28 protein-coding genes and 1 tRNA gene are annotated in these 26,860 nt (G+C 46.5%); 21 read left to right on the forward strand and 8 right to left on the reverse strand.

The features are described 5' to 3' along the window. Window positions 1-41: 41 nt before the first annotated feature. The 5 genes from ICV89_RS04730 to ICV89_RS04750 all read left to right on the forward strand — a co-directional run bounded on the left by ICV89_RS04730 (window position 42) and on the right by ICV89_RS04750 (window position 1,708). Window positions 42-365: an integration host factor subunit alpha gene (locus tag ICV89_RS04730; protein WP_046330087.1), complete on the forward strand. Its 324-nt coding sequence runs from the start codon at window positions 42-44 to the stop codon at window positions 363-365. Next, window positions 343-693 (forward strand): MerR family transcriptional regulator, encoded by a 351-nt coding sequence (locus ICV89_RS04735; RefSeq protein ID WP_215310128.1) that lies wholly within the window; start codon window positions 343-345, stop codon window positions 691-693. The genes ICV89_RS04730 and ICV89_RS04735 overlap by 23 nt, the downstream gene beginning before the upstream one ends. Window positions 694-718: 25 nt before the next feature. Next, window positions 719-795, forward strand: a tRNA-Pro gene (locus ICV89_RS04740). Window positions 796-817: 22 nt separating this feature from the next. Then, on the forward strand, window positions 818-1,219 hold the full coding sequence (locus ICV89_RS04745; protein ID WP_215310129.1) for a PaaI family thioesterase: 402 nt from the start codon (window positions 818-820) through the stop codon (window positions 1,217-1,219). A gap of 204 nt (window positions 1,220-1,423) precedes the next feature. After that, complete coding sequence (locus ICV89_RS04750) at window positions 1,424-1,708, forward strand: H-NS family nucleoid-associated regulatory protein (protein ID WP_215310131.1); 285 nt, start codon at window positions 1,424-1,426, stop codon at window positions 1,706-1,708. A gap of 91 nt (window positions 1,709-1,799) precedes the next feature. Here the strand turns inward: ICV89_RS04750 and ICV89_RS04755 are convergent, their stop codons facing one another. Then, window positions 1,800-2,501, reverse strand: a complete 702-nt coding sequence (locus ICV89_RS04755; protein ID WP_215310132.1) for an excisionase family DNA-binding protein — start codon at window positions 2,499-2,501, stop codon at window positions 1,800-1,802. A gap of 294 nt (window positions 2,502-2,795) precedes the next feature. Between ICV89_RS04755 and ICV89_RS04760 the strand changes: the two genes are divergently transcribed. From ICV89_RS04760 to bamC, 9 genes are all read left to right on the forward strand, one after another. Further along, entirely contained in the window at window positions 2,796-5,651 is a 2,856-nt protein-coding gene (locus tag ICV89_RS04760; RefSeq protein WP_215310133.1) for a 2-oxoglutarate dehydrogenase E1 component, read from the forward strand. A 42-nt stretch (window positions 5,652-5,693) separates the two neighbouring features. After that, on the forward strand, window positions 5,694-6,887 hold the full coding sequence (gene odhB / locus ICV89_RS04765; RefSeq protein ID WP_215310134.1) for a 2-oxoglutarate dehydrogenase complex dihydrolipoyllysine-residue succinyltransferase: 1,194 nt from the start codon (window positions 5,694-5,696) through the stop codon (window positions 6,885-6,887). An 11-nt stretch (window positions 6,888-6,898) separates the two neighbouring features. After that, window positions 6,899-8,335 (forward strand): dihydrolipoyl dehydrogenase, encoded by a 1,437-nt coding sequence (gene lpdA, locus ICV89_RS04770; protein ID WP_215310135.1) that lies wholly within the window; start codon window positions 6,899-6,901, stop codon window positions 8,333-8,335. Next, window positions 8,336-9,439 carry a cell division protein ZapE gene (gene zapE, locus ICV89_RS04775; protein ID WP_215310136.1) on the forward strand — a complete coding sequence of 368 codons (1,104 nt, stop codon included), beginning with the start codon at window positions 8,336-8,338 and terminating at the stop codon, window positions 9,437-9,439. 9 nt (window positions 9,440-9,448) lie between these two features. Then, window positions 9,449-10,297, forward strand: coding sequence for a 3',5'-nucleoside bisphosphate phosphatase (locus ICV89_RS04780; RefSeq protein WP_215310137.1), 849 nt, complete (start codon window positions 9,449-9,451; stop codon window positions 10,295-10,297). Between the two features lie 53 nt (window positions 10,298-10,350). After that, on the forward strand, window positions 10,351-11,553 hold the full coding sequence (locus tag ICV89_RS04785) for a tryptophan--tRNA ligase (protein WP_046330106.1): 1,203 nt from the start codon (window positions 10,351-10,353) through the stop codon (window positions 11,551-11,553). Between the two features lie 9 nt (window positions 11,554-11,562). Beyond that, the gene (locus ICV89_RS04790) at window positions 11,563-12,126 is read left to right on the forward strand and encodes a bifunctional 2-polyprenyl-6-hydroxyphenol methylase/3-demethylubiquinol 3-O-methyltransferase UbiG (protein ID WP_251370915.1); all 564 of its coding nucleotides are present in this window, start codon (window positions 11,563-11,565) and stop codon (window positions 12,124-12,126) included. 76 nt (window positions 12,127-12,202) lie between these two features. Then, window positions 12,203-13,075, forward strand: coding sequence for a 4-hydroxy-tetrahydrodipicolinate synthase (gene dapA, locus ICV89_RS04795; RefSeq protein ID WP_215310323.1), 873 nt, complete (start codon window positions 12,203-12,205; stop codon window positions 13,073-13,075). A gap of 44 nt (window positions 13,076-13,119) precedes the next feature. Then, entirely contained in the window at window positions 13,120-14,220 is a 1,101-nt protein-coding gene (gene bamC, locus ICV89_RS04800; RefSeq protein WP_251370916.1) for an outer membrane protein assembly factor BamC, read from the forward strand. Between the two features lie 70 nt (window positions 14,221-14,290). Here the strand turns inward: bamC and ICV89_RS04805 are convergent, their stop codons facing one another. Then, on the reverse strand, window positions 14,291-14,479 hold the full coding sequence (locus tag ICV89_RS04805) for a hypothetical protein (RefSeq protein WP_215310139.1): 189 nt from the start codon (window positions 14,477-14,479) through the stop codon (window positions 14,291-14,293). Window positions 14,480-14,575: 96 nt separating this feature from the next. Then, a complete protein-coding gene (locus ICV89_RS04810; RefSeq protein WP_215310140.1) occupies window positions 14,576-15,820 on the reverse strand; it encodes a cupin domain-containing protein in 1,245 nt (414 codons plus the stop codon). A 44-nt stretch (window positions 15,821-15,864) separates the two neighbouring features. Here ICV89_RS04810 and ICV89_RS04815 point away from each other — a divergent pair, with 44 nt between their 5' ends. Then, entirely contained in the window at window positions 15,865-16,452 is a 588-nt protein-coding gene (locus ICV89_RS04815; protein WP_215310141.1) for a peptidylprolyl isomerase, read from the forward strand. A gap of 9 nt (window positions 16,453-16,461) precedes the next feature. On the opposite strand, the gene cysE is transcribed toward ICV89_RS04815, so the two are convergent. Further along, window positions 16,462-17,229, reverse strand: a complete 768-nt coding sequence (gene cysE / locus ICV89_RS04820) for a serine O-acetyltransferase (RefSeq protein ID WP_215310142.1) — start codon at window positions 17,227-17,229, stop codon at window positions 16,462-16,464. Window positions 17,230-17,257: 28 nt separating this feature from the next. After that, window positions 17,258-18,007, reverse strand: coding sequence for an RNA methyltransferase (locus tag ICV89_RS04825; protein ID WP_215310143.1), 750 nt, complete (start codon window positions 18,005-18,007; stop codon window positions 17,258-17,260). Between the two features lie 130 nt (window positions 18,008-18,137). Between ICV89_RS04825 and ICV89_RS04830 the strand changes: the two genes are divergently transcribed. After that, complete coding sequence (locus tag ICV89_RS04830) at window positions 18,138-18,926, forward strand: inositol monophosphatase family protein (RefSeq protein ID WP_215310144.1); 789 nt, start codon at window positions 18,138-18,140, stop codon at window positions 18,924-18,926. A 13-nt stretch (window positions 18,927-18,939) separates the two neighbouring features. Here the strand turns inward: ICV89_RS04830 and ICV89_RS04835 are convergent, their stop codons facing one another. The 3 genes from ICV89_RS04835 to ICV89_RS04845 are packed head-to-tail and all read right to left on the reverse strand — an operon-like array spanning window position 18,940 to window position 21,068. Further along, the gene (locus ICV89_RS04835; RefSeq protein WP_215310145.1) at window positions 18,940-19,728 is read right to left on the reverse strand and encodes a UDP-2,3-diacylglucosamine diphosphatase; all 789 of its coding nucleotides are present in this window, start codon (window positions 19,726-19,728) and stop codon (window positions 18,940-18,942) included. After that, window positions 19,725-20,228, reverse strand: coding sequence for a peptidylprolyl isomerase (locus tag ICV89_RS04840; RefSeq protein ID WP_215310146.1), 504 nt, complete (start codon window positions 20,226-20,228; stop codon window positions 19,725-19,727). Before ICV89_RS04840 ends, ICV89_RS04835 begins: the two co-directional genes overlap by 4 nt. A gap of 45 nt (window positions 20,229-20,273) precedes the next feature. Continuing rightward, window positions 20,274-21,068, reverse strand: a complete 795-nt coding sequence (locus tag ICV89_RS04845) for a tetratricopeptide repeat protein (RefSeq protein ID WP_251370917.1) — start codon at window positions 21,066-21,068, stop codon at window positions 20,274-20,276. An 88-nt stretch (window positions 21,069-21,156) separates the two neighbouring features. Between ICV89_RS04845 and cysS the strand changes: the two genes are divergently transcribed. The 5 genes from cysS (at window position 21,157) to ICV89_RS04870 (ending at window position 26,845) form a co-directional block, all read left to right on the forward strand. Beyond that, entirely contained in the window at window positions 21,157-22,578 is a 1,422-nt protein-coding gene (cysS, locus tag ICV89_RS04850) for a cysteine--tRNA ligase (protein ID WP_215310148.1), read from the forward strand. A gap of 16 nt (window positions 22,579-22,594) precedes the next feature. Further along, a complete protein-coding gene (locus tag ICV89_RS04855) occupies window positions 22,595-23,251 on the forward strand; it encodes a DNA-3-methyladenine glycosylase (RefSeq protein WP_251370918.1) in 657 nt (218 codons plus the stop codon). Window positions 23,252-23,260: 9 nt separating this feature from the next. Next, window positions 23,261-24,232: an acetyl-CoA carboxylase carboxyltransferase subunit alpha gene (locus ICV89_RS04860; protein WP_215310149.1), complete on the forward strand. Its 972-nt coding sequence runs from the start codon at window positions 23,261-23,263 to the stop codon at window positions 24,230-24,232. Further along, window positions 24,198-25,511 carry a tRNA lysidine(34) synthetase TilS gene (gene tilS / locus ICV89_RS04865; protein WP_215310150.1) on the forward strand — a complete coding sequence of 438 codons (1,314 nt, stop codon included), beginning with the start codon at window positions 24,198-24,200 and terminating at the stop codon, window positions 25,509-25,511. Before ICV89_RS04860 ends, tilS begins: the two co-directional genes overlap by 35 nt. Window positions 25,512-25,594: 83 nt before the next feature. Beyond that, complete coding sequence (locus tag ICV89_RS04870; protein ID WP_215310151.1) at window positions 25,595-26,845, forward strand: aspartate kinase; 1,251 nt, start codon at window positions 25,595-25,597, stop codon at window positions 26,843-26,845. Window positions 26,846-26,860: the final 15 nt, after the last annotated feature.

The following is a 26,860-nucleotide window of genomic DNA, read 5'->3' on the forward strand; positions in this document are numbered from 1 at the left end:
TTTAATATTAGCAACAGATCTTGTCAGAAGAGACTTTCGCCATGAATGATTTAGTTAGCAACGATACCGTTACCAAGAATGAGCTCTCGGAAGCCCTCTTTGATCAAGTTGGCCTGAACAAGCGTGAAGCTAAGGACATGATTGATGCCTTCTTTGATCGTATTGGCAAGTCTCTGGAGACTGGTGTTGAGGTGAAGATTTCTGGATTTGGTAATTTCCAGTTACGCAATAAATCTGCTCGCCCAGGTCGTAATCCGAAAACTGGTCAAATGATTCCAATTGCCGCTCGTCGCGTTGTGACATTTCATGCAAGTCAAAAGCTCAAGGATGTAGTTGAGTCTCATGCTCGAGAAAACAGCATTTGATGCTGGGACGGTGCTGCTGAGTTCGCAGCTCCCCCCAATTCCCTCTAAGCGTTATTTCACGATCGGTGAGGTATCTGATCTTTGTGGCGTCCGTTCTCATGTATTGCGCTATTGGGAGCAAGAGTTCACTCAGTTAAGTCCACAAAAGCGTCGCGGTAATCGTCGCTACTATCAACACCATGAAGTTGTCTTAATTCGGAAGATTAGGGCGCTTTTGTATGAAGAGGGCTTCACAATCAGTGGTGCCCGCAATCGTCTTGATGAGGCTCGTGGCGAGCTTCGCTTGCGTGATGAGTTGCAAGCTGTCCTGCAAATTCTCTCCAAATAGTTACTGATACAATTTCGTTTCTCGTCGGGGCGTAGCGCAGCCTGGTAGCGTACATGCATGGGGTGCATGTGGTCGGAGGTTCAAATCCTCTCGCCCCGACCATTCATTTGCACATCTCCTTCCTATGACATCAAACTCAAACAACACTACGTATTTTGGATTGACCATCCCATTTTTGGCGCACTTGGGAGTTGTTCCTGAGTATGCTGAAGGCGGTAAATCACGTATCAGCCTGGTCATCAAACCAGAATTCGAGAATAGCTTTCAGATTGCTCATGGTGGTGTTGTGATGACCCTGTTGGACTTTGCGATGGGAGCGGCAGCTCGCAGCACTGTGAACCAGCAACTTGGCGCCATGACAATTGATATGAACGTTAGCTTCTTGCGCCCTAGTACTGGCAAGATTGTGGTGGAGGGTAGCGTTCTCAAGTTTGGAAAAACGATTTATTACTGCGAGGCCGTAGTATTGAACGAGGCCGGCGAAGTTACCGCTAAATCTAGCGGGACATTTATGCTGAGACGGTAATGTTTATATAATCATTATAAATATAGTATTTATAATGATTATGCTGGTTATCTGATTAATTACTGCAATATAGGCTTATTTCTATAAGGTTATAAGCAGCATTTGAATATATATCATGATGACTTCAATATATGGATATAATAGTTAATCAGGAATAGCTAATCCTTTGTTATTCCATCAATCGATTATCTGGATAAACTAAAAATGTCATCTTATAAAGAGTTGTTAGCTCAACGTGATTTGTTGGATAAGCAGATTAAAGAAGCGGTTTTACGTGAAAAGGCCGACGGTATTGCTAAGGCCAAGCTCATTATTGAGCAGTACGACTTAACAGCATCAGACTTATTCAGTCGCAAAGCGGGTGCCCGTAGTTCTGGTGGCAAGGTTGCTCCAAAGTACCGCAATCCTTCTACAGGTGATACCTGGACTGGTCGCGGTAAGGCGCCAAAATGGATTGAAGGTAGAGATCGCAGTAACTTTTTGATCTAAAGCATTGATTTAATTAGACTTATTATTTAAAAAAAGCCGCTCAGTATCAAAATTGAGCGGCTTTTTATGTTTTAAAGAACTGGTTTAGTGTCTAGGCGCATTTTCTATTGAGCGCCTGGATAAATATAGGCTCTAAGAGTTCGTGGCGATTTTTATCTCCCACGGTGTTTTCAAGTTCTGGATTAGTAGCTGGATAGCCAATAATCAGCGGATTTTGGTCAATTAGGCCATTTTCAAGCTCCTCCTGAAGAACTTCAGGGTAGCGCGACTTCACCCCAACCGTATTTTCATCAGCTAAGCCTATTACCCCCGGATGAAGGCGAATAAATCCTTCATCCACTAAAATAGGAATACGCTGTGTGTCCTTGTTTTTGCTCAAATAATGGATGAGATGCACCTGCTCAACTGGTGGAATCAGGGCGTCTAGAAATATCAGGTCGGGGGCAATTGAAACTGCCTTCATTAGACCCTCAAGACTATCTACAGATACCTCCATATCCACTTTTAACTGCCAACATTGAATAGATTCGATTAATTCATGGCTATTTTCAGCTCTTCTGAATATGCCCATTGCAATACAGTTTTGGGTAGTTTTTTGACGCATGGCTCTTTTACGGCGTGCTAGCTGCTGATCTAGAGAGCTTGCCAAGATGCGTCGGTGACCCCCACGCGTCTTCCAGGCGATTAATTCACCTAATTCAACCATTTTCTGGACGGTGCCAAGTGACACCTGCAGTACTTTTGCGCTTTGACGGGTGCTTAGATATTCCAATTCTGGGGTAATCGCTTTCATATGTCCCTAATCTCATTAATTTATTTGGAGATTTAGAGAATACGAATCAAGTCTGTGGGAATCTGTCAGGCATGGTTTAAATCCGAGTAGGAAAATTCTTATTTGGACCTTATAAAGTAAGGATAAGCCTCTAAGCCCTTAAATCAGGGAAAGCCCTTTATGAATCAATGGGTAATCGTGTTAAATTAGAGTGTAAGAGTATTCGCACAGATCAATTCGTAAAGCGGTTTAGCCGCTGAGCGAATGGTTTTAACCACAGTCTTTATTCGGGAAACCCGATGAAAGGTGAGCATCATGATGCAAGATCAAAGAGATAGCTCCTATCTCTTCGGTGGAAACGCCCCTTACGTAGAGGAACTCTACGAATCTTATTTGCACGATCCAGGCTCTGTAGCCGATCATTGGCGAGATTATTTTGATAATGTGAAGCAAGTCCCGGCGTTCGATGGTTCGTCTAGGGCTGATGTCGCCCACGGTCCTATTGTTGCTTCCTTCGCTGAGCGGGCTAAGCAAGGTCCCATCAGAACAGTTTCTGATTCGGCTGACTCTGAGATGGGGCGCAAACGCGTTGCCGTTCAGCAGTTAATTGCCGCATATCGTAACGTTGGTAACCGCTGGGCTGATATTGATCCTTTGAAGCGAATCGAGCGCAAGGATATTCCAGAGCTAGATCCTGCTTTTTATGGTTTTACTGATGGCGATATGGATATCGTCTTCAATACGAGCAATACTTTCTTTGGCCGCAACGAAATGACCTTGCGTGATTTGCTGCAAGCATTGCGTCAAACTTATTGCGGCACCTTGGGTGCTGAGTACATGTTTATTGCTGACCAGACTATCAAGAAATGGTGGCAAGAAAAATTAGAGTCAATTCGTTCAACTCCTAGATTTAATATGGATGAGAAACGCCATATTTTGGATCGCGTGACTTCAGCAGAAGGTTTGGAGCGCTATCTTCAAGCAAAGTATGTTGGTCAAAAGCGTTTCTCCCTTGAAGGCGGTGAGAGCTTTATTGCCTGTATGGATGAGTTGATTCGTGAGTCCGGCTCTAAAGGCGTGCAAGAGATTGTGATTGGTATGGCCCATCGTGGCCGTCTGAATGTGCTGGTGAATGTTTTAGGAAAAATGCCTTCAGATCTTTTTGCTGAGTTTGAGCATAAGGGTCCAGAAACATTGCCTGCGGGTGATGTGAAGTATCACCAAGGTTTCTCGAGCGACATTTCTACTCCAGCGGGACCTGTTCATCTATCGCTTGCATTTAATCCCTCTCATTTAGAAATCGTGAACCCGGTAGTAGAGGGCTCCGCACGCGCTCGCATGGAGCGTCGTGGTGATATGTTGGGTGAGCAAGTATTGCCAGTATTAGTGCATGGAGATGCCGCTATTGCAGGTCAAGGTGTGATGCAAGAAACCTTAGCAATGGCAGAGGTGCGCGGCTATTACACTGGCGGTACGATTCATATCGTGATTAATAACCAAATTGGTTTCACCACATCCGATCCTCGTGACTTGCGTTCTAGTTTGTATTGCACAGACATCATGAAGGTGATTGATGCGCCTGTATTGCATGTGAACGGTGATGATCCGGAGGCGGTTGTTCTAGCTACCAAACTAGCTGTTGAGTTCCGCACACAGTTCCACAAAGATGTGGCTATTGATATTGTTTGCTTCAGAAAGCTGGGTCATAACGAGCAAGACACTCCTGCTATGACGCAACCTTTGATGTACAAAATCATCGCAGCTCATCCGGGCACACGTAAGTTGTATGCGGATAAATTAGAAGCTCAAGGTGTTTTGCCTGCTGGCACCGGTGAACTGATGGTCAAAGAGTATCGCGCGGCGATGGATGCTGGTAAGCAGACTTCAGACCCCGTTCTCAGTAACTTCAAAGGTAAGTTTGCGGTCGATTGGTCACCATTTCTCAATAAGCGTTGGACTGATGAAGCTGACACTGCCATTCCATTGACCGAGTGGAAGCGTCTAGCAGAACGAGTTTCTACCGCTCGAGAAGGATTCAAGGTTCACCCCCTGGTTGAAAAGGTCTTAAAAGATCGTGCCGCCATGGGCCGTGGTGAAACTAATGTTGACTGGGGCATGGGTGAGCATATGGCTTTCGCATCCCTAGTGGCTAGTGGCTATCCAGTTAGATTATCTGGCGAGGATAGTGGTCGTGGTACTTTTACTCATCGTCATGCAGTTTTGCATAATCAAAACCGCGAAAAATGGGATACAGGGGTCTACATTCCTCTGCGCCATATCGCTAAGGATCAAGCTCCTTTTTTAGTGATTGATTCCATCCTCTCCGAAGAGGCTGTGCTGGGTTTTGAGTATGGTTATGCCGCTGCAGAGCCAAATACACTGACTATTTGGGAAGCTCAGTTCGGCGACTTTGCGAACGGCGCTCAAGTAGTGATCGACCAATTTATCGCTTCGGGAGAAGTGAAATGGGGTCGTGCAAACGGCTTGGTCATGATGTTGCCTCACGGCTATGAGGGTCAAGGGCCGGAGCACTCATCTGCACGTTTAGAACGCTTTATGCAGTTATGCGCTGACACAAATATGCAAGTGATTCAGCCAACAACTGCATCGCAGATCTTCCACGTCTTGCGTCGCCAAATGATTCGTCAGTTCCGCAAGCCGCTGATCTTAATGACACCAAAATCATTGCTACGTAATAAAGAAGCTGCCTCGCCATTAACGGAGTTTACAAAGGGTGGTTTTCATACCATTCTTCCCGAGCGTGATGAGAGTATCGATGGCAAAAAGGTCACTCGATTAATCATGTGTTCTGGCAAAGTCTATTACGACTTAGCCAAAGTACGTGCTGATAAAAAACTAGAGGATGTAGCGATTATTCGTTTAGAGCAGCTCTATCCATTCCCGCATAAGGCATTGACTGTTGAGTTAAAGAAATATCCAAACTTAGAAGAGGTGGTGTGGTGTCAAGATGAGCCACAAAACCAAGGTGCTTGGTTCTTTGTTCAGCACAATATTTTGGAGAATATGTCTGAGGGGATGAAGTTGGCATATGCCGGCCGTCCAGCTTCTGCCTCACCAGCTTGTGGCTACGCCCATCTCCATCAAGAACAACAGAAGTCACTTCTCAACGCAGCATTCGCAAAACTCAAGGGTTATGTCATTACGAAATAATCGTAGACCTTACTCACATATAAATACTAAACAGGATTAATCATGGCTATTTTTGAAGTTAAAGTCCCCCAGCTCTCCGAGTCAGTAGCAGAAGCTACTTTGTTGCAATGGAAAAAGAAAGTCGGTGATGCGGTCGGTCAAGATGAGATCTTGATTGAAATTGAAACTGACAAGGTTGTGCTGGAAGTTCCTTCACCATCTGCTGGCGTGATTACAGAAATCGTTGTTGCTGATGGCGGTACCGTTGTTGCTGAGCAATTGATTGCGAAAATTGATAGTACGGCTGTTGCTGCAGCGGCTCCTGCCGCCGCTGTACCAGCACCTGCAGCTGCACCAACCAAAGCTGCGCCTGCAGCAAAATCATCTGGTGCTGCTGCACCTTCTGCAGCAAAAATTTTGGCCGAAAACAATATGACCACAGGTCAAGTTGCAGGTTCTGGCCGTGATGGTCGCGTGACGAAGGGTGATGCACTTAATGCTGTCGCTGGAGGCTCAACCTCCGCTGCATTGCCGAGCGCACCAATTCCGCTGGGCAATCGCCCAGAAGAGCGCGTGCCAATGAGCCGCTTGCGTGCTCGTATTGCTGAGCGTTTACTCGAGTCTCAAGCAAACAACGCCATCTTGACTACTTTTAATGAAGTCAATATGGCCCCAGTAATTGCCATGCGTAACAAGTACAAAGATCAGTTTGAAAAAGTGCACGGCGTTAAGTTGGGCTTTATGTCCTTCTTTGTGAAAGCAGCTACCCACGCATTGAAGAAATTCCCATTATTAAACGCATCTGTTGACGGTAATGACATCGTGTATCACGGCTACTTTGATATTGGTATTGCAGTGAGCTCACCACGAGGCTTGGTAGTCCCAATTCTGCGCGATGTGGATCAAATGAATTTGGCTGATATCGAGAAGAAGATTGCTGAGTTTGGTGCAAAAGCTCGCGAAGGTAAGCTGTCATTGGAAGATTTAACCGGGGGTACATTCTCCATCTCTAATGGTGGTGTGTTTGGTTCGATGCTTTCTACCCCAATTATTAATCCTCCGCAGTCTGCGATTTTGGGTATTCATGCAACTAAAGAGCGTGCGGTTGTTGAGAACGGTCAAATCGTGATTCGTCCGATTAACTACTTAGCTTTGTCATATGACCACCGCATTATTGACGGTCGTGAGGCAGTACTTGGCTTGGTTGCCATGAAGGACGCATTAGAAGATCCTTCACGTCTTCTCCTTGATTTGTAAGAGGGAAGAATATGAGCCAATCATTTGACGTAGTAGTAATCGGTGGCGGCCCCGGTGGTTATATCGCTGCGATTCGTGCGGCGCAACTCGGCTTTAAAGTTGCCTGCGCCGAATCAAATGCTTATGACGATCCAAAGGGTGAGACACGTCTTGGTGGAACTTGCTTAAATGTCGGTTGTATTCCTTCTAAAGCTTTACTTGCCTCTTCAGAAGAGTTTGAGAAGATTAGCCATCATGTAGCCGATCACGGTATTACCGTTGGATCGGTGAAGTTAGACTCTGGCAAGATGATCGCTCGTAAGGATGCGATTGTGACTAAGATGACTGCTGGTATTCAGTTCTTGTTCCGTAAAAACAAAATTACCTTACTAAAAGGCCATGCGTCTTTTGAAGGTAAGAGTGCTGACGGCTACCAAGTCAAAATTGACGGTAAAGATAAAGAAGTAGTTAGCGCTAAAAATGTGATCATTGCTACTGGATCTAAAGCACGTCACTTGCCAGGCATTCCGGTTGACAACGTGTTGATTAGTGATAACGAAGGCGGTCTCAAGTTTGATTCTATTCCGAAGAAGCTTGGGGTCATTGGCGCAGGTGTCATTGGCTTAGAGCTCGGTTCGGTATGGCGACGTGTTGGTTCTGATGTGACTATTCTTGAGGCGCTCCCAACTTTCTTAGGCGCATGTGATCAAGGTATTGCAAAAGAAGCTCACAAGATCTTTACTAAGCAAGGCCTCAAAATCAATATGGGCGTCAAAATTGGTGAAGTGAAGGCAGATAAAAAAGGTGTTGTTGTTAACTATACCGATAGTGAAGGTAAGGCTCAGAAATTAGAATGTGATCGTTTAATCGTTTCTGTTGGCCGGGTTCCAAATACGGATAAATTAGGTCTCGATAAGATTGGTCTGAAAGTGGATGAGCGTGGTTTCATTCCAATTGATGATCACACTTGCGCAACAGCAGCGCCTAGCGTTTACGCTGTGGGTGATGTGGTACGTGGACCTATGTTGGCTCATAAGGCTGAAGATGAAGGTGTGCTCGTTGCTGAAACGATCGCAGGTCAAAAGCCACATATTGACTACAACTGCATTCCTTGGGTGATCTACACCGATCCTGAAATTGCCTGGGTTGGTAAAACCGAAGAGCAACTCAAACAAGCTGGTATTGCCTACAAAGCCGGACAGTTTCCATTTGCAGCTAACGGTCGTGCATTAGGTATGGATCGTGCGGATGGTTTCGTCAAAGTATTGGCCGATGAGAAAACAGATGAAATCTTAGGTGTTCACATCATTGGACCAAATGCATCGGATTTAATTGCTGAAGCGGCCGTAGCTATGGAATTTAAAGCAGCAGCTGAAGATATTGCTCGTATCTGTCATCCACATCCAAGCCTATCGGAAGTGGTTCGCGAGGCTGCATTAGCGACGGATAAACGTGCATTAAACATGTAATTGAAAGCATTAGAGTTTTATCATCAAGAGTTAAAGGCGCGCGGGTATCAAAGTGATCCCGCGCAGCTTGCTGCCATTGAGCGCTTGCAGCGCTGTGAAGATGAGTGGGTTGCTTATAAAGAAATCCGCAGCAGCGGTTTAAAAAAGAAACTCTTTAAACCAAAACTCCCTCGCGGCGTCTATTTGTGGGGCGGAGTAGGTCGGGGCAAATCTTTTTTGATGGATGTCTTTTTTGCGGCATCTCCCCTAGAGAAAAAGATCCGCATCCATTTTCATGAATTTATGCGAGAAGTGCATCGTGAACTTCATGAGCTCTCTGGTATGGCAGATCCACTAGATGAACTTGCCAAAAGAATTGCCAATAGATATCGACTCATCTGTTTTGATGAGTTTCACATCAATGACATAGCTGATGCCATGATTTTGTATCGCTTGCTGAGCGCGCTCTTCGAAGACCGCGTCCAGTTTGTGATGACCTCAAATTATCAACCCAGTCAGCTTTACCCCAACGGCTTGCATCGCGATCGCTTGCTACCGGCCATCAAGCTATTGGAAGAGCAGCTCGATGTGATGAATGTCGATGCTGGTAATGACTATCGTCGCGTGCAGATGGCTCAAGTTGAGGCCTATTTAACACCAGTGAATGCCGCAACTCATGCGGTTTTGATGCAAATGTTTCAAACCTTAATTGGCAATCAAAAAGAAACTGTCCGTCCAGTGTTGCGGATTGAATCCCGCGAACTCAGACCTCTGCATATGGCCGAGGGGGTGGTTTGGTTTGATTTCCAAACCTTATGCTGTGGCCCCAGGTCACAAAATGACTATTTGGAGATTGCCAAGCAGTTTCACACTTTAATTTTGTCTGGGGTGCCCTATATGCCCCCTAGAATGACTAATGAAGCCCGCCGCTTTATTTGGCTGATTGACGTCCTCTATGACCATAAAATCAAGCTAATCATCTCTGCAGAGGTCCCGGCGGTCGATTTATATACCGAGGGCCAGATTACCAGTGAGTTTTCTAGAACGGTTTCTCGTTTAATTGAGATGCAGTCTCGTGACTATCTAGATGCGCCTCGTCGGGTAATTGACACCAGCTTGACCTAAAATAGGGTCATGACTAGCAATTCGAGCCTAAACGCAGATTTACACTGCCATTCCGTTGTTTCTGATGGAACGCTAACGCCTGAGCAGTTGGCTGAGCGAGCCTTTGCTAATGGCGTGCGTTTATGGGCATTGACCGATCACGATGAGCTAGGTGGTCAAGAGAGGGCGCAGCTTGCTGCAAGCGCACTTGGTATGGACTATCTGCCTGGGGTCGAGATTTCCGTAAGCTGGATGGGGCAAACCATCCACATCGTTGGCTTGGGAATTGATGCTGCCCATGCAGGAATTCTAGAAGGCTTGCGTCGCACTCGCGAAGGTCGCGGTAATCGTGCAAAGCAGATGGCCGAGCAATTATTAAAAGCCGGGATACCTGGCGCCTATGAAGGCGCATTGCATTTTGCGGGCAATCAAGAACTCATTTCTCGTACACACTTTGCGCGCTTTCTGGTAGAACAGGGCGTTTGCAAAGATACTGAGCAAGTCTTTAAAAGATATCTGGTTGAAGACAAGCCGGGCTACGTTCCGCATCTTTGGGCAACACTAGATGATGCAGTTGCTTGGATTAAAGGGGCAGGAGGTGCTGCTGTGATTGCACATCCTGGCCGTTATAAGTTAAGCGCTATGCAGATGGATGAACTCTACAAGCACTTTAAAGAAATTGGCGGCATGGCGATTGAAGTCATTACCGGCAGTCATAGTCCAAATCAATATCAAACCTATGGCAAGATTGCTCAGCACTATGGATTTTTAGCTTCTCGAGGATCAGATTTTCATGACCCAGAGGAAAGTTATATTGACCTTGGCACCTTGCCTCATTTGCCAGATCACCTCACTCCAGTGTGGTCGCTGTTTCATTAAGCGGCCTCTCCACACTTAACCCTTTTAAATACTCTTAAAGAATAAAGATCAAGATGTTTGCAGAACGCGTTCTCTCTGGCATGCGACCAACAGGTAGCTTGCACCTCGGCCATTACCATGGTGTTTTAAAGAATTGGGTTCGATTGCAATCTGAGTATCCCTGCTACTTTTTTGTCGCAGACTGGCATGCCTTAACGACCCACTATGAAACTCCGGATGTGATCGAGAAATCAGTATGGGATATGGTGATTGACTGGTTAGCATGCGGCGTTGATCCAAACCAAGCGACTTTATTCATTCAGAGCAAAGTGCCTGAGCACGCAGAACTTTTTTTATTGCTGGCGATGGGTACTCCTTTGGGTTGGTTAGAACGCGTTCCAACATATAAGGATCAAATCGAAAAACTTAAAGAGAAAGATTTGCAGACTTATGGTTTCTTGGGCTACCCCTTACTGCAAGCCGCTGATATTTTGATGTACCGCGCTCAATTTGTACCGGTAGGTGAAGATCAAGTACCGCACGTAGAGATGACCCGTGAAGTAGCGCGTCGTTTTAATTATCTCTACGGTCGCGAGCCTGGCTTTGAAGAGAAGGCACTAGAGGCGGTCAAGAAATTGGGTAGTAAGCGCGCCAAAATGTACGCTGAATTGCGTGTCGCTTTTCAGGAGCGGGGAGATGAAGAGGCTCTAGAGCAAGCTCAAGCGCTATTACAAGAAGCGCAAAGTCTGTCGATGGCCGATCGCGAGAGATTATTTGGTTTCTTAGAGGGTGCTCGCAAAATTATTTTGCCTGAGCCACAAGCTTTGTTAACGACTGCATCCCGCATGCCGGGTATTGATGGGCAGAAGATGTCCAAGTCTTATGGCAACACGATTAGCATTCGCGAAAAACCTGAAGAGGTAATTCGCTCAATCCGCACCATGCCAACTGATCCTGCTCGGGTGCGCAGAACGGATCCAGGTGATCCTGCGCGTTGTCCTGTGTGGCAACTTCACACCGTATATTCGAATGAAGATACCAAAACTTGGGTTCAAAAAGAATGTCAATCTGCAGGTATCGGCTGCTTAGAGTGCAAGCAGCCCGTGATTGATGCCATTCTTGCCGAGCAGCAGCCCATGTTTGAGCGTGCCCAGAAATACCTGGATGATCCCAGCTTATTGCGCTCCATCATTGCAGATGGATCCGATAAAGCGCGTAAAGTTGCCCAAGAAACAATGCGTGAGGTCCGAGAATCCATGGGCCTAGCGTACGACTAAGGCCGCCACTTGACTGCAAAGCATGACGCAATTGCAGCTGCCTCGCCTTGGGTTCGACGTTTTGCTGCGGCGATACCAAAAGATGGGGTAGTGCTTGACCTAGCCTGCGGCTCCGGTCGGCATACTGCATTACTGGCTTCCTTAGGCCATCAGCTGATGGCGGTTGACCAAGATATTTCTGCTCTTGAGTTGCTGCAAAGTGCTACAGTCCAAATCCAGAAGCTTGATTTGGAGGGCTCAGATTGGCCCTTACTAGGTCGTCAGTTTTCAGGCATTGTGGTGACGAATTATCTTTATCGCCCATTTCTGGAGGAATTACCCAAGATGCTGGTCGAGGGTGGCGTCCTCATCTATGAGACTTTTGCCGATGGGAATGCGGTATTCGGTAAACCCTCAAACCCCAATTTCCTGCTTAATCCAGGGGAATTACTGGCTTTGGCACAGCGTTCAGGCCTGAAAGTGATTGCCTATGAGGATATTTACCTCGATCAACCTAAACCAGCTATGGTTCAGCGGATTTGTGCCGTAAAAGGGCATTTAAAAGGGTGCATTCCGTTACAATTTGTTGGTTAACATTCAGAAAATTCAGACACATTCAGTGACTAATACAACACAATCTAAAGCCAATAAAAAGCCTATCGCAGGCAGTATGCCTGCCATTGTGACGCCGATGTTCGAGGACGGAAGCCTGGATTTCCCTGCTTTACGTTCCTTGCTAGATTGGCATGTTGCCGAAGGTTCTGATGGCATTGTCATCGTTGGTACTAGCGGGGAATCTCCGACGGTGTCTGTAGAAGAACACTGTGAGCTGATTAAAGTGACCGTAGATCATATTGCCGGGCGTATCCCGGTAATCGCTGGTACTGGTGGCAATTCCACTACCGAGGCAATTGAGTTAACCCACTTTGCTAAGTCGGTTGGTGCTGATGCCAGCCTCCAAGTGGTTCCTTATTACAACAAGCCGACTCAAGAGGGGATGTATGCCCACTTCAAAAAAATTGCGGAGTCGGTTGATTTGCCTGTCATTTTATATAACGTTCCTGGTAGAACGGTTGCTGATCTTGCTGGTGAGACCACTGTTCGCCTAGCAGGAGTCCCAGGAATTATCGGCATTAAAGATGCCACTGGAAGTATTGAGCGCGGCACTTTGTTGCTAGCTGATCTAAAGCGTGCCGGACATCAAGATTTCTCTGTATTTTCTGGTGACGATCTGAGCGCGGCAATGCTGATGCTCATGGGTGGCAAGGGTAATATTTCTGTAACGGCCAATATTGCACCCCGTTTGATGCATGAGCTTTGTCAGGCTGCAATGTCCGATGATGTCGTCAAGACGCGCACAATTCAATATCAATTACTGGCTGTTCATAAAGCTATGTTTACTGAGGCAAATCCAATTCCTGTGAAATGGGCCCTGCATCAAATGGGTAAAGTGACCTCAGGCATTCGATTACCTTTAACCCCTTTGAGTGTTGCCTTGCGCGAACCTTTGAAGGCTGCATTGAAACAGGCTGGCTTACTATGATGAATTCGATGCAACTCCTGCGCCAACACTGTACAACTCTACTAATGATCTCTTTAGTAGGTGTTGTTTTGTTTGGCTGTAAATCTATAACAACGAATGATACTGTCGACTACAAGTCTTCTGGTGCTGTGCGTGGACCGAATTTATCTTATCCACCAGACCTCATTACCGCCCAAGCTGATCGTCGTTACATTGTTCAGGATGGTTCTGCCACCATGTCTGAGTACAACGCAGCGGTAAAAAAATCGGTACAGACTCGCAAGAATGTCATGACTGGTATTCCGGGTATGCGTATCGCTCGTGATGGGGAGCGTCGTTGGTTGATAGTAGAAAAGCCAGCTCCAGAGCTCTATCCGCAAATTAAAGATTTCTGGCAAGAGAATGGTTTTCTTTTGGTGATTGATTCACCCTCTACCGGCATTATGGAAACGGATTGGGCGGAGAATCGCGCTAAGATTGCGCAAGACTTTATTCGCAATATTGTTGGTGGTGCCCTAGATTCAATTTATGACACTGGTGAGCGTGATAAGTACAAGACTCGTCTTGAAGTCAGCAAGCCTGGTGAAACGGAAATTTATATTACTCAACGTGGTGCAATTGAAAAATGTACAACGGACAGTACTGGCGCTTGTATATCGACTATCTGGACTGCACGTCCCAATGATCCTGAACTTGAGGCGGTATTCTTGGCTCGCTTGATGGAGCGTTTGGGCATGACCCAAGAAATGGCCAAGGCTCAGGTTGCAGCCCCATTAGGCCCAAAGACGCCTAAGGCGAAGTTGGTTCAAGAGGGTGTGAATACTGCTCATATTGAAATGGCTATCGGCTTCGATCGCGCATGGCGTGATACTGGGCTTGCCTTGGATCGCTCCAACTTTACCGTTGAAGATCGTAATCGCGCGAACGGTGTTTACTATGTACGCTATGTCAATCCCAAGGATTTGGGTGACACCAAAGGATTTTTCACTAACCTGTTCAGCAGCAAGGATGACTCTAGCTTGAAAGCTAAGAAATACCTCGTGGTGGTCAAATCGACTGGTGATAATTCTTCAAGTGTGTATGTTCAGAATGCAGATGGCAAGCCCGAAAATACCGCAGCTGGATTGCAACTCTTAACATTACTGACAGAGCAAATGGCTAGATAGTATTGAAGCTAAGAAAAATTTGTTAATAAAAAAGCCGCTAATAAGCGGCTTTTTTTCTTCAAGAAGAAGATTACTTCTTAGCGTCAGCAGCAGGTGCAGCAGGAGCGGCTGGAGCAGCAGGTGCAGCAGCAGGAGCGTCAGCAGCTGGAGCGGCAGCAGGTGCAGCAGGAGCGGCTTCAACAGGTTTTGCTTCTTCTTTTTTACCGCAAGCGGCCAAAGCGATTGCCAACATTGCTACGAGTGCTAGTGACTTCTTCATTTGTGATTTCCTCTTAAAAAATATCATTAATAACCGGTTATTAATACTTGGTAAGTACAGGGTTAGACCCTAAGTACTTTCCAGCATTCATTATAGCTATCTACTAATTGAGCCTTCAAAAATCAGCCATCCGGCTTCAAAAGCATCAAAAAGGCTGTCATTTATTCCAATTTTCCCCAAGGAGCCCTTGAACTGTTTGCTACTTGCCAGTGAGCGCCAGGCCGCTTGTACAGAGGCGGTTTGACCATGGGTCATTTCCTCGCCATTGCAGTAAATTCTTGAGCCTAAAGCGAGCAGCCTTGTATAGGGGTGTGCTTGTAAAACTTGCTTGGAAAGTTGGCGTCTAAATTGTTCTGGCGAGAGTGCATTGCCCGTTCCATCAAAGTAGGCCTGTGGCTTTGGTTCGCTCAGATAGGCAGCGATGCCGGGGAGAAACGTGTCTACGCAATCAAGTTTTAGGCCTTTCAACTTTTGCTCTACTTGTGCAATGATTTCTGCTGGAAGCTGTTCTGCACAATGCGTTGCTACTTGCTTAGGGTCTGCAAAGCGCTTATTTAGCTCAGGAATATCCTCTAGTGATTCAGCTAAACGCCATAGACCCTCTTGTAAGATTTCTTTATAGCTTTGCGATCTAAAGCCAACTGACCAAGTTTGACAGCCTGCATCCAACGCAATGCCATCATGAGCAACATGTGGGGGTAAATAAAGCATGTCACCTGGTTCCAGATCCCACTCCTGCCCCACTCTAAAGTCCTGCAGAATTTTCATGGGCAGGTTTGGATTAAGGGTTAAATCTTTTTGCTCAGAAATGCGCCAACGTCTACGTCCCGACATCTGAATTAAAAAGACATCATAAGAATCAAAGTGGGGGCCAACGCCGCCGCCTAGTCCTGCGATGCTGATCATCAGATCATCTAAGCGCGCATCCGGAATAAAGCGAAACCAAGATAGTACTTTTGCAGCTGCAGGATGTTTTGCCTCCATGCCTTGGAGTAGCAGTGTCCAATTCGCCTTATCGATGGAGGGAATCAATTTCTTTTTAAATGGGCCGTGGGCAAAAGTCCAAGGCTTTGCCTTAATTAATCTAGACTCCACTGCATCATCGCCTGCTATTTTGAACAACTCTTCAGGGGAAATCGCGCTAGCCAGGGGCTCGCCTATTTTTTTGGCAAGCACAAACGCGGGGATGGCGCCGCGCACTAGCAGTGGCTTCTTATGCCAATAGGATTTCATAAACTGTTGAGGGCTATTGCCTCCCAGAAGAGCCCATGGGCGATCTAGCGGTAGGTTTTGGGGTGCCTGTGGTGGATCGTAGGCCTTGCTCAAGTAAAATGCTGTCATATCAGTAAGAAGCTGTTTAAAACACAATGTTGAATGAATTACGCATGAAGATCGAAAAAAATACCGTTGTATCCCTGCGCTACAAATTAACTGATGCGCAAAATAATATTATCGAGGAACCAGACTCTCCGATGGTATACCTGCATGGCGGATATGAGGGCACTTTTCCCAAAATTGAAACCTTATTGGATGGCCAGGATGTCGGCTATGAAGCTAGTATCCAGCTTGAACCTAGCGAAGCCTTTGGAGAGTACGACCCTGAATTACTCAAGATTGAGCCGCGCGCACGCTTTCCTGAACCTTTGGAGGTTGGCATGCAGTTTGAGGGCGTTCCTGATGAAGAGGGGGAAGACCCCGGTGATGAAGATGAGGAGCCCTTAATCTACACCGTAACGGATGTGGCTGATAGTCAAGTCGTCTTAGATGGGAATCATCCGCTTGCTGGTATGGCTTTACGCTTCTGGGTTCAAGTGGAGGATATCCGAAACGCTACAGATGAAGAGATTGAAAATCGACACCCTGTCGGTGCAGAAGCATTTGCATTTGGGATGCCGGATGATTTAGATGATGGCGAGGATGACGCTTCTAATGAAATCTCTCATCCTGGCAGCTCATCACCAACTCTGCATTAAGACTAGGGATTACTCCTTAAGCCACTCTTTTAGGACTCCAAGATCACGCTTGGTATCACTGGATTCATCCGCATGTGATGACGGCATATTGCTCAATTTGGCTAGCGCTTTTTCAAGTGCAGCGATCTTAGCTTCTTGTTCTAGAGTGGCATCAATTAAACCTTTTAATGCCATAGAAACTGGATCATCTACGTTTGGTGTTACCCCATAGGCTGAGAAATATTCTTTAGCCTTGCTATCTGGAGAGCTAGCTTGGGGTAAATCAGGATGCAATATACGAGCAGGAATTCCGACGGCAGTTGCTCCCGCTGGGATTTCTTTTAGCACTACAGCATTAGATCCAACACGAGCGCCATCACCTACGGTAAAGCCCCCAAGAACCTTAGCTCCTGCACTGATGACTACGCCTTTGCCTAGTGTGGGGTGACGCTTTACACCTTTATATAGAGAGGTCCCGCCTAAGGTAACGCCTTGATAGATGGTGCAGTCATCACCAATTTCAGTAGTCTCTCCAATCACAATGCCAAGACCATGATCTAAAAATACCCTGCGACCGATCTTGGCTCCAGGATGAATTTCAATACCGGTAATGAAGCGGGCTAGCAGCGATAGCAAGCGGGCTATCCACTTCAAACCCAAGTTCCATAGACCATGAGATATCCGATGTATCCAAACAGCATGTAAGCCTGGATAGCAGGTAATGACCTCTAAGCGATTTCTTGCAGCAGGGTCACGAGCAATGATGGAGTCGACTTGGTCGAAAAGCGAATTAAGCATATTTGGATTTTAACGGGTAAAGCCCAATCTATTTTTTCAAGAGCATCTGTTTGGCAATGCCACGGAGTAGGTCGATTTCTTCTTTATGGAGGCGCGTTCTGGCAAATAGCGCTTGTAAGCGGGGCATGAGCTTTTTGGGATTAGCGGGATCAAGGTAGCCAATAGCCTCTAAGCCCTCGCGCCAGTGCTCTAGCATGGCCGCTACAGCTGCAGGATCCGCATAATCTACCGCCTTAGTAGTGTAGTCTGATGACAAAAGTCCCAAATCCTCTCCGAGGGATTCTCTGAGGGTAAAGGCACAAACCATGATCGCTTGGGCTAAGTTTAGGGAGGGGTAGAGTGGGTTCGCATCAAGCCATACGCGGTGAGTACACAGTGAGAGGTGGTGGTTATCTAGTCCTGTGCGCTCTGGCCCAAAGAGAAGGGCGACTCGCTGATGACCCGCGATAGCCGCCTGAACCAATGGGCGAGCATCTTGCCAATTTAATGCTGGCGGCCCAAATTCACGATCACGACTGGTGAGCCCCAAGACAAGAGTGCAGCCTTGAACGGCTGATTCCAAGGATGAAGTCTCTTGACTAGATTCCAAGATATCGACTGCGCCACTGGCTAGAGCAATAGCCTCAGGCGTCTGGGCAACCCCTGCAATTTTCGGTGAAATCAGGTGCAGATCACTAAAGCCCATGGTTTTCAGTGCGCGAGCAGCCGACCCCACGTTTCCGGGGTGGCTGGTTTCAACTAAAACCCAGCGTAGTAACTGTGCTTGTGAGGCCTTCATATCAACAGGAGTTCTCTAGTGGCTTGGGAGTTAGATATAGCAATCGTTTAGAATCAGTGTGTTAGCTCCTTATTGTCCCGCAGTTTGCAATCCGGTGAGCTTGTTCTTATTTAATTTGTCCATCAATACTATGCATCCCATGTTAAATGTGGCCGTTAAGGCTGCCCGTCGTGCCGGAACCGTGATTAATAGAGCCTCTCTCAATTTAGAGCGACTTCAGGTTGACCGCAAACAACATAATGATTTCGTAACTGAGGTGGACAGACAGGCTGAAGCAGCCATTATCGAAACGCTCAGCGAAGCCTATCCTTCGCATGGATTCTTAGCCGAAGAAACTGGTGCCCAAAACACGGACGCTGAAAATGTTTGGATCATCGATCCGCTGGATGGGACAACTAACTTCATTCACGGTTTCCCGCAATATGCAGTCTCTATTGCATTGTCTGTAAATGGGGCAACCCAACAGGCCGTAGTGTATGACCCGACTCGTGATGAGTTATTCACTGCTACGCGTGGTGCTGGTGCTTATTTAGACCGTCGGCGTTTACGTGTTGCCACGCAAGATCGTTTGGCTAATTCCTTATTGGGCACAGGCTTTCCTTATCGTGAGGATCAAGATCTGGAAAAGTATTTAAAAATCTTCGCAGATATGTCGCGCCAATGTGCCGGCCTGCGTCGTCCTGGAGCCGCATCTCTTGACTTAGCCTATGTAGCTGCTGGTCGTTATGATGGGTTTTTTGAGAGCGATCTCAAGCCATGGGATATGGCTGCAGGAGCTTTACTGATTACTGAGTCTGGCGGACTTGTTGGTAACTACCGCGGTGAAGAAGGCTTCCTGCAAAGCGGTGAAGTGATGTGCGCGAACCCACGCATTTTTGCTCAGATGGTGCAGTGCTTATCTAAATATTCCACCTGCTAATGAGGCGGCAGTATTAAGTCTTGATCAGATCGATGTAACGTACACCGTCTTGATTAATCAATAGGGCGCTTGCACGCGGTCGCCCACTCTCCGGGTGATCTAAATCCCAGTCTGATAAGACCCAGCGTTGCCATTCTTGATCTTGTAGATGCTCTTGATGGTGCTTAGGGAGATGGGTGTGACCATGTATCAATTGATTCCCGGCTTGATCTCTGAGAACTGCTGCGCAGGCAGCCAAGGTGACATTTGTTTTGGCTTGCGCACCTTCAACTGAAGATTTCATTGACTGTTGATATTGCACACTGCTATTACTGCGTAGATGATTGGCAATAGAGCGACGCCAGTTCAAAGGCATTTTCAAGAATACTTTTTGGATCCAAGGTTTGCGAACCCAGCTACGGAAAACTTGATAGCCAATATCTGCCGTGCAAAGAGAGTCACCGTGACAGAGAACATATTCAGATCCAGCAATACTGATCTTGCTGGGATCAGACATTAGGGTCATGCCGGTTTTACTTAAAAAATGCTTGCCAACTAAAAAGTCACGATTACCGTGAAGGTAATAGGTTTTTACTTTAGTTGACAGCGTTGCAAGCGCATTTTTTACCTCTTGTTGAAAAGGTGAATGTAGCGCGGCATCATCCCCAACCCAATACTCAAATAGATCGCCCAAGATCAATACCGCTTCTACTTTAGGGGCATCTTTTTCACAAAAATCAAAGAAGCGTTGTGCCGTCAAGGGCATTGACGGCGTGAGATGTAAATCAGAAATGAGCAGTGCGCTCGCGAATTGCGGAATCATTCCTCGAGAACACTGGCCTTTTCAATGAGGACGTCTTCTGCAGGAACATCTTGATGAAAGCCGGAATTACCAGTTTTAACTTTACGAATAGCGTCAACCACATCAAGACCATCGGTGACTTTGCCAAAAACAGCGTAACCCCAACCTTGAGCATTAGGGGCGGTATGGTTTAAGAAATCATTGTCGTTGACGTTAATGAAAAATTGCGCAGTAGCAGAGTGTGGGTCGCTAGTGCGAGCCATAGCTACTGTGCCACGTTCGTTCTTGAGGCCGTTGTTTGCCTCATTCTCAATTTGGGCGCCAGACGATTTTTCTTTTAAGCCAGTAGTCATGCCACCACCTTGAATCATAAAATTATCAATCACGCGATGGAAAATTGTGCCATCGTAGTGACCACTTTTGACGTACTGCACAAAATTAGCAACAGTCTTTGGCGCTTTAGCAGCATCCAGTGTGAGGGTGATGTCGCCCTTATTTGTCTTAAGCAGAACCTTAGTCATGATGAATTCACTTTCTCTGTGTTGGAGGATAAAAATACTAAAAAATTATTTTGAGACGGGTGCCATGGGTTCAACCACCTTTTTTGGTGGTTTCAGTATCTCCATCAATGCTTTTGCACGATTGGTGTATTGACGCTGATTTAAGACTGCATCCTTTGCGGCATTGTCATAGGCTTGCGTAGCAAGGCGAATATAGACCTCACCCAAGTTAGCAGAGGCAACTGTATAGCTCGGACGTAATTTCAAGGCGAGCTCTAAATAATCTCTTGCCTCGATCCAGCTACCTTGATTTGCGGCTAGCGCGGCTAAGTTGTTATAGGGCTCAGGTAGTTCCGGAAATTGCTGGGTAATCTCAATTAGGGTCTTTTTAGCCTCTACCCACTGACGCATTTCTATCTGCATACGTGCTTTGACGTAACGTAACTGCACATTACCCGGCGTTTTCTTTAGTTGCTTATTAATACTTTCGATGGCTTCAGGATATTTTTTGGCTTTGACTAACTTTTCAATATCGGACGGTACCCCATTTTTAGTGACGGGATCGGGCTCAATAATTAAAAAGGATAAAAACGGCACAGCGACAGAGTCTGACAGCTCAGCGTTAAATTGATCGTATCCAGCGTCGTTGCCAGCAAGTCTTGGAGGGTCATTGGGGCCATAAGATCCCAGATAGGGTGCTTGGGTGCCTTGAGCACTAGCGGGGGCGCTATTTAACGCCTTAATTTCAGCCTCTGCTAACTGTTGTCCAGGGGTGCTGCAGCCCGTGAGTGACAAAATGGCAAAAATGGCGCACAAGCCACCCAGCTGGGCTGGACGTAGTGAAAAATGGTTAGCTGACATAGGGTGTGGGGTGAAAAACGGGCTCATTCGATATACTCAGCGCTCAGTCTAACAAATTGGCGCTACTTGCCCACCCTTTATAGCCTCTATGCTGCAAATCTATAACACTCTCAGTCGTTCCAAGCAGGCCTTTAAACCCATTGAACCAGGCAAGGTGAAGCTGTATGTCTGCGGAATGACGGTTTATGACTTTTGCCACATTGGTCACGCCCGAGTGATGATTGTGTTTGATATGGTGGTGCGCTGGTTACGTGCCAGTGGCTATGAGGTTGTGTACGTCCGCAATATTACCGATATCGACGATAAGATTATTAATCGTGCGATTGAGAATGGTGAGCCCATTTCCCTGCTAACGCAGCGTTTTATCGATGCCATGCATGCCGACTCAAATGAATTGGGCTTAATGCACCCCGACCATGAGCCTCGCGCAACCGATTACATCGTGCAAATGCAGGGCATCATTGGTCGCTTGATTGAAAAAGAATTGGCCTATCAAGGTGAGGATGGTGATGTCAATTTCGCCGTTCGATTGTTCCCAGAATATGGTCGTCTTTCTGGTAAATCTTTGGATGAATTAAATGCCGGTGAGCGCGTTGCTGTTGGTGGTGGCAAAAGAGATCCATTGGATTTTGTTCTATGGAAAAGCGCTAAACCGGAAGAACCTGCGGATACCCGTTGGAAATCTCCCTGGGGTGAAGGTCGCCCTGGATGGCATATTGAATGTTCTGCGATGTCATGCGACTTATTAGGTGAGCATTTTGATATCCACGGTGGTGGAGCTGATTTGCAGTTTCCACACCATGAGAATGAGATTGCCCAAAGCGAGGGGGCTCTATACGGTCAAGATCACCAGGCTAGCGATGAGCCTTTTGTCAATTACTGGATGCATAACGGGCATATTCGGGTAAATGAAGAAAAGATGTCCAAGTCATTGGGTAATTTTTTCCTCATTCGTGATGTCTTGAAGCGCTTTGACCCTGAGGTCCTGCGTTTCTTCATGCTACGTGCCCACTATCGTAGCCCAATTAACTATAGTGATGCACAGCTTGAAGAGGCGCGCGCTGGACTGGTTCGTCTGTACACGGCTTTAGCGCAAGTGACAACAAGCGATAAGCCTGTAGATACCCATTCATCATGGTCTCAGCGCTTTACTGATGCGATGAATGATGACTTTAATACACCTGAGGCGATAGCAGTTCTGTTTGATTTAGCTAGTGAAGTGAACCGTACTCAGGGTGAAGAGAAGGTACAGTTAGCTAGCATTCTCAAAAGCTTGGCTGGAGCTCTGAATTTCTTGCAACGTGACCCAATCATATTTTTGCAAGAAGGATCCCGTGGTGGCGATGCTAGCTTATCTGCCGCTGCTATTGAAGAGCGGATTGCGGCACGAGTGGCTGCAAAACTGGCTAAAGATTTTGCTCAAGCTGATTTAATTCGCAAGACTTTATTAGATCAGGGCGTAGTATTGGAAGATAAGCCCGGTGGAATTACCGAATGGCGCAAAAGCTAATTGAAGAATATCTATTTTGAGTAAAGTTGCACAGCAAGTCATCATTGAAGAAGTTGCCCCCGATTATTGGGAGCAAGCTTGTACTGAGTTGATGAAGCATGATCGTATTTTAAAAAAACTGATTCCAAAATATGGCTCAGGTTTTTTGCAAACACGTGGTGATGCATTTACTACGCTAGCTAGAGCTATCGTTGGCCAGCAAATTTCGGTTGCTGCAGCTCAATCTGTCTGGACTAAAGTTTTACTCGCATCTAAAAATAAGGTAAACCCTAAAAATATTCTTGCCTTAAGTATTGAGGATTTGCGTGCAGCGGGATTATCGGGCCGTAAGGTGGAGTACATCCGTGATTTGGCTGAACACTTTGATTCTGGCCGTTTACATGCAAATCAGTGGAAAGGCATGGAAGATGAGGTCATCATCAAAGAATTGTGCGGGATTCGGGGAATTGGTCGCTGGACAGCGGAAATGTTCCTGATTTTCAATATGATTAGACCTAATATTCTCCCCTTAGACGATGCTGGGCTGATTAAGGCCATTTCCCTCAATTACTTCAGTGGAGAGCCTGTGAGCAGGCATGAAGCCCGTGAAGTAGCTGCAAATTGGGTCCCATGGCGCACGGTAGCCACTTGGTATATGTGGAGAAGTATCGACCCCAAGCCCGTTGAATATTAAAATCGAACTATGAAAACGACTTTCCTGGATTTTGAGCAGTCAATCGCTGAATTAGAGTCAAAGATTGAAGAGCTCCAATTTGTGCAAGATGAATCATCAGTAGATATTTCTGATGAGATCAAAACGCTGACTGAAAAAAGTCAGCAACTAACTAAAGATGTCTATGCCAATTTAAGTCCATGGCAAGTTTCCCAAGTGGCGCGTCATCCTCAGCGTCCTTACACATTAGATTACGTCAGTGCATTGTTTACCGATTTTCATGAACTCCATGGTGATCGTAATTTTGCAGACGATCAATCCATTATTACTGGCTTAGCTCGTTTTCAGGATCAGCCTTGTATGGTCATTGGCCACCAAAAAGGCCGCGATACCAAAGAGCGTGCTTTAAGAAACTTTGGTATGAGTCGCCCTGAGGGTTACCGAAAAGCAAAGCGCGTCATGCGCTTGGCAGAAAAATTTAAATTACCGGTATTTACGTTTGTCGATACGCCAGGTGCCTTTCCTGGGATTGATGCAGAAGAGCGTAACCAGTCTGAAGCGATTGGCCATAATCTTTATGTTCAAGCCGAACTAGAAGTACCGATCATCGCCACCATTATTGGTGAGGGTGGTTCCGGTGGCGCACTAGCGATTGCGATGGGTGATGTAGTGTTGATGTTGCAAAACTCTACTTATTCAGTAATTTCACCAGAAGGCTGTGCATCCATTCTATGGAAGACTGCAGATAAGGCACCTGAAGCTGCTGAGCAATTGGGCTTGACCGCACAACGTTTAAAAGCGATTGGCTTAATCGATAAGATTGTCCCTGAGCCTATTGGTGGCGCACATCGTGATTACGACACGATGATGAATAATATGCGTAAAGCTTTGGCTGATTCACTAAAGACTTTTGATGGGATGAAGGTGGATGCGCTTCTAGAGCGTCGCCATGAACGCTTGATGAGCTATGGCAAGTTCAAGGAAATCGAAGTCAAGTCTTAAGGCGGCTTCACCAGCAGCCAAACGTATTGGGCTTGCCTTAAGCGGTGGGCTTGATTCTGTTGTGTTGCTCGATACTGTTTGTAAAGCAGTCAAAGCTAATTCTCATGACCCAACTGAGATTTGGGTATTTCATATCCATCATGGATTGCAAAAGTCTGCTGATCAATGGTTGGAGTTTTGTGAGCGTCTAGCCAAAAAATACCAGGTGCATTTTGATTTCCGTCTACTGCATTTTGCTAATTCAGCTCAGGGCAATATTGAAGCTCGAGCGAGGGCGGAGCGCTACGATGCTTTGACTGATTTATGTATCGAACATGGTGTCGAAGATTTGTTGCTTGCGCACCATCAAAACGACCAAGCTGAAACTGTGCTCTTGCAACTCCTACGTGGCTCTGGGGTGGCTGGTCTCTCTGGCATGCCTCTCCATCGCACCAACGTAAACCAAGGCAATCCAATTACTCTTTGGCGCCCATTGCTCAATCAAAGCAGAGCAGAGTTAGAAGCCTACGCTAAGGAACATAAACTTCGATGGGTAGAAGATCCTAGCAATCAAAACACGCGCTATCGTCGCAATGCTATTCGTAAAGAAATCATTCCAAAGTTAGAGAAAATTCAGCCTGGTGCAATTGCCAACCTAGCTCGCAGTGCTGCTTTACTAGCTCAATCCCAAGTGTTACTCGATCGTCTAGCTAAGCAAGATGGGAAAGGTATTTTTCAGGGTAACAAGCTCAAGCTAGCGCCTCTCTTAGCCTTTGCAAAGACAGATCAACCAGCGGCGAATAATGTGATGCGCTATTGGTTGAAGTTAAATGATCTAGCAATGCCATCTCAGGAACGTCTTGAGTCTTGGTGGAGAGACCTGAAGCTTGTAAAAGCCGACTCCAGCTTGGAGTGGCAGCATGATGAGGCAAATATTTATTTATGGCGCGGAGACTTGCGGGTCACTCAATCCTTGGCAGGGCGGTGGGTTTTCCAAAATGTGCCAGCACGAAGCAAGTTACTTGGCCTGTCTGCTGATTGGGTCAATACAGCTCAAGAGCAAGGCTTGATTGAGGAAAGACTGCGCCAGGGTGCAGAAAAGCTTCAAGTCAAGCCTAATACCCCGCGCAAAACGCTCAAGAACCTCTTTCAGGAATCAGATACGCCACCTTGGGAGCGACAGGCCCCGCTTCTGTATATCAACGACCAGCTCGTAGCCATTGCTGGGGTAGGGGCGAGCTACCCGCATCTGGTCTCGATTGGCAAGCGAGTGCTCCCTGTATGGCTTGAGAAGCCATAGCAAAGCATAAAACCCTGTAAAATAAGCCCCTTTTAGACCCTAGGGAATGTAATTCCCTGTAAATAGACAATACAACGGTTTTTATGGCTCTTATCGTTCATAAGTATGGTGGCACCTCAATGGGCTCGGTTGAGCGCATTCAAAATGTCGCTAAACGCGTTGCTAAGTGGATGCGTGCAGGTCACCAGGTGGTTGTGGTGCCTTCAGCGATGTCCGGCGAAACCAATCGTTTGCTTGGCTTAGCAAAAGACATTAATCCTGATGCAAATCCTCGCGAACTCGATCAAATTGCCTCCACGGGTGAGCAAGTTAGCTCTGGCTTATTGGCCTTAGCATTGCTGCGTGAAGGTGTTGATGCAGTGAGCTATGCCGGTTGGCAGGTAACTGTCCATACTGACTCCTCATTTACTAAGGCACGCATCAAGAGTATTGATGACAAAAAAATCCTTGCTGATCTCAATGCAGGGCGTGCCGTAGTAGTCACTGGTTTTCAGGGGGTTGACCCTAATGGCAATATCACTACCTTAGGCCGTGGCGGCTCTGATACATCGGCTGTTGCAATGGCTGCAGCGCTTAAAGCTGATGAGTGCTTGATCTACACCGATGTGGATGGTGTCTATACGACTGATCCGCGTGTTTGTGAAGATGCGCGTCGCTTGGATAAGATTACCTTTGAAGAGATGCTAGAGATGGCAAGTCTAGGATCAAAGGTATTGCAAATTCGTTCAGTTGAGTTTGCCGGTAAGTACAAAGTTAAAACCCGTGTTCTGTCATCGCTGACAGATCCACTGATGCCCTTAGACCAAGAGATGAAGTCGGGCACCTTGATTACATTTGAAGAGGACAGCACTATGGAAGCCGCAGTTATTTCCGGCATCGCCTTTGCGCGTGATGAAGCAAAAATTACCGTTCTGGGGGTTCCTGATCGCCCAGGTATCGCCTATCAAATCTTGGGTCCGATTGCAGATGCCAATATTGATGTGGACATGATTATTCAGAATCAATCATTTGAAGGTAAGACAGACTTTACTTTTACAGTTCCGCGCGCTGATTATCAAAAAGCATTGGACTTGCTCAAGAAGAATGTGCAAGCCCATATTGAAGCAAAAGAAATTAATGGCGATCCCAAGGTCTCTAAAGTATCTGTAGTTGGTGTCGGCATGCGCTCTCATGTAGGTGTTGCTAGCAAAATGTTCCGCACATTGTCGGAAGAGGGCATTAATATCCTCATGATTTCTACTAGCGAAATCAAGATTTCAGTGGTGATCGACGAGAAATACATGGAGCTAGCTGTGCGCGCCTTGCATAAGGCGTTTGAGCTTGATCATAAGTAAAAGAAACCCCTTGGA

The sequence above is a fragment of the Polynucleobacter sp. Adler-ghost genome (assembly GCF_018688495.1).
Lineage (GTDB): Bacteria > Pseudomonadota > Gammaproteobacteria > Burkholderiales > Burkholderiaceae > Polynucleobacter.

Coding starts and splice junctions, on each gene's coding strand:
- cysS (WP_215310148.1), top strand. CDS start 21,157: ATGCTGCAAATCTATAACACTCTCAGTCGTTCCAAGCAGGCCTTTAAA.
- ICV89_RS04760 (WP_215310133.1), top strand. CDS start 2,796: ATGATGCAAGATCAAAGAGATAGCTCCTATCTCTTCGGTGGAAACGCC.
- ICV89_RS04780 (WP_215310137.1), top strand. CDS start 9,449: ATGACTAGCAATTCGAGCCTAAACGCAGATTTACACTGCCATTCCGTT.
- ICV89_RS04730 (WP_046330087.1), top strand. CDS start 42: ATGAATGATTTAGTTAGCAACGATACCGTTACCAAGAATGAGCTCTCG.
- ICV89_RS04810 (WP_215310140.1), bottom strand. CDS start 15,820: ATGACAGCATTTTACTTGAGCAAGGCCTACGATCCACCACAGGCACCC.
- ICV89_RS04825 (WP_215310143.1), bottom strand. CDS start 18,007: ATGAAGGCCTCACAAGCACAGTTACTACGCTGGGTTTTAGTTGAAACC.
- ICV89_RS04830 (WP_215310144.1), top strand. CDS start 18,138: ATGCATCCCATGTTAAATGTGGCCGTTAAGGCTGCCCGTCGTGCCGGA.
- ICV89_RS04835 (WP_215310145.1), bottom strand. CDS start 19,728: ATGATTCCGCAATTCGCGAGCGCACTGCTCATTTCTGATTTACATCTC.
- ICV89_RS04785 (WP_046330106.1), top strand. CDS start 10,351: ATGTTTGCAGAACGCGTTCTCTCTGGCATGCGACCAACAGGTAGCTTG.
- ICV89_RS04815 (WP_215310141.1), top strand. CDS start 15,865: ATGAAGATCGAAAAAAATACCGTTGTATCCCTGCGCTACAAATTAACT.
- ICV89_RS04755 (WP_215310132.1), bottom strand. CDS start 2,501: ATGAAAGCGATTACCCCAGAATTGGAATATCTAAGCACCCGTCAAAGC.
- odhB (WP_215310134.1), top strand. CDS start 5,694: ATGGCTATTTTTGAAGTTAAAGTCCCCCAGCTCTCCGAGTCAGTAGCA.
- bamC (WP_251370916.1), top strand. CDS start 13,120: ATGATCTCTTTAGTAGGTGTTGTTTTGTTTGGCTGTAAATCTATAACA.
- ICV89_RS04845 (WP_251370917.1), bottom strand. CDS start 21,068: ATGTCAGCTAACCATTTTTCACTACGTCCAGCCCAGCTGGGTGGCTTG.
- ICV89_RS04750 (WP_215310131.1), top strand. CDS start 1,424: ATGTCATCTTATAAAGAGTTGTTAGCTCAACGTGATTTGTTGGATAAG.
- ICV89_RS04840 (WP_215310146.1), bottom strand. CDS start 20,228: ATGACTAAGGTTCTGCTTAAGACAAATAAGGGCGACATCACCCTCACA.
- ICV89_RS04745 (WP_215310129.1), top strand. CDS start 818: ATGACATCAAACTCAAACAACACTACGTATTTTGGATTGACCATCCCA.
- ICV89_RS04805 (WP_215310139.1), bottom strand. CDS start 14,479: ATGAAGAAGTCACTAGCACTCGTAGCAATGTTGGCAATCGCTTTGGCC.
- lpdA (WP_215310135.1), top strand. CDS start 6,899: ATGAGCCAATCATTTGACGTAGTAGTAATCGGTGGCGGCCCCGGTGGT.
- ICV89_RS04870 (WP_215310151.1), top strand. CDS start 25,595: ATGGCTCTTATCGTTCATAAGTATGGTGGCACCTCAATGGGCTCGGTT.
- tilS (WP_215310150.1), top strand. CDS start 24,198: ATGGCAAGTTCAAGGAAATCGAAGTCAAGTCTTAAGGCGGCTTCACCA.
- ICV89_RS04860 (WP_215310149.1), top strand. CDS start 23,261: ATGAAAACGACTTTCCTGGATTTTGAGCAGTCAATCGCTGAATTAGAG.
- cysE (WP_215310142.1), bottom strand. CDS start 17,229: ATGCTTAATTCGCTTTTCGACCAAGTCGACTCCATCATTGCTCGTGAC.
- dapA (WP_215310323.1), top strand. CDS start 12,203: ATGCCTGCCATTGTGACGCCGATGTTCGAGGACGGAAGCCTGGATTTC.
- ICV89_RS04735 (WP_215310128.1), top strand. CDS start 343: ATGCTCGAGAAAACAGCATTTGATGCTGGGACGGTGCTGCTGAGTTCG.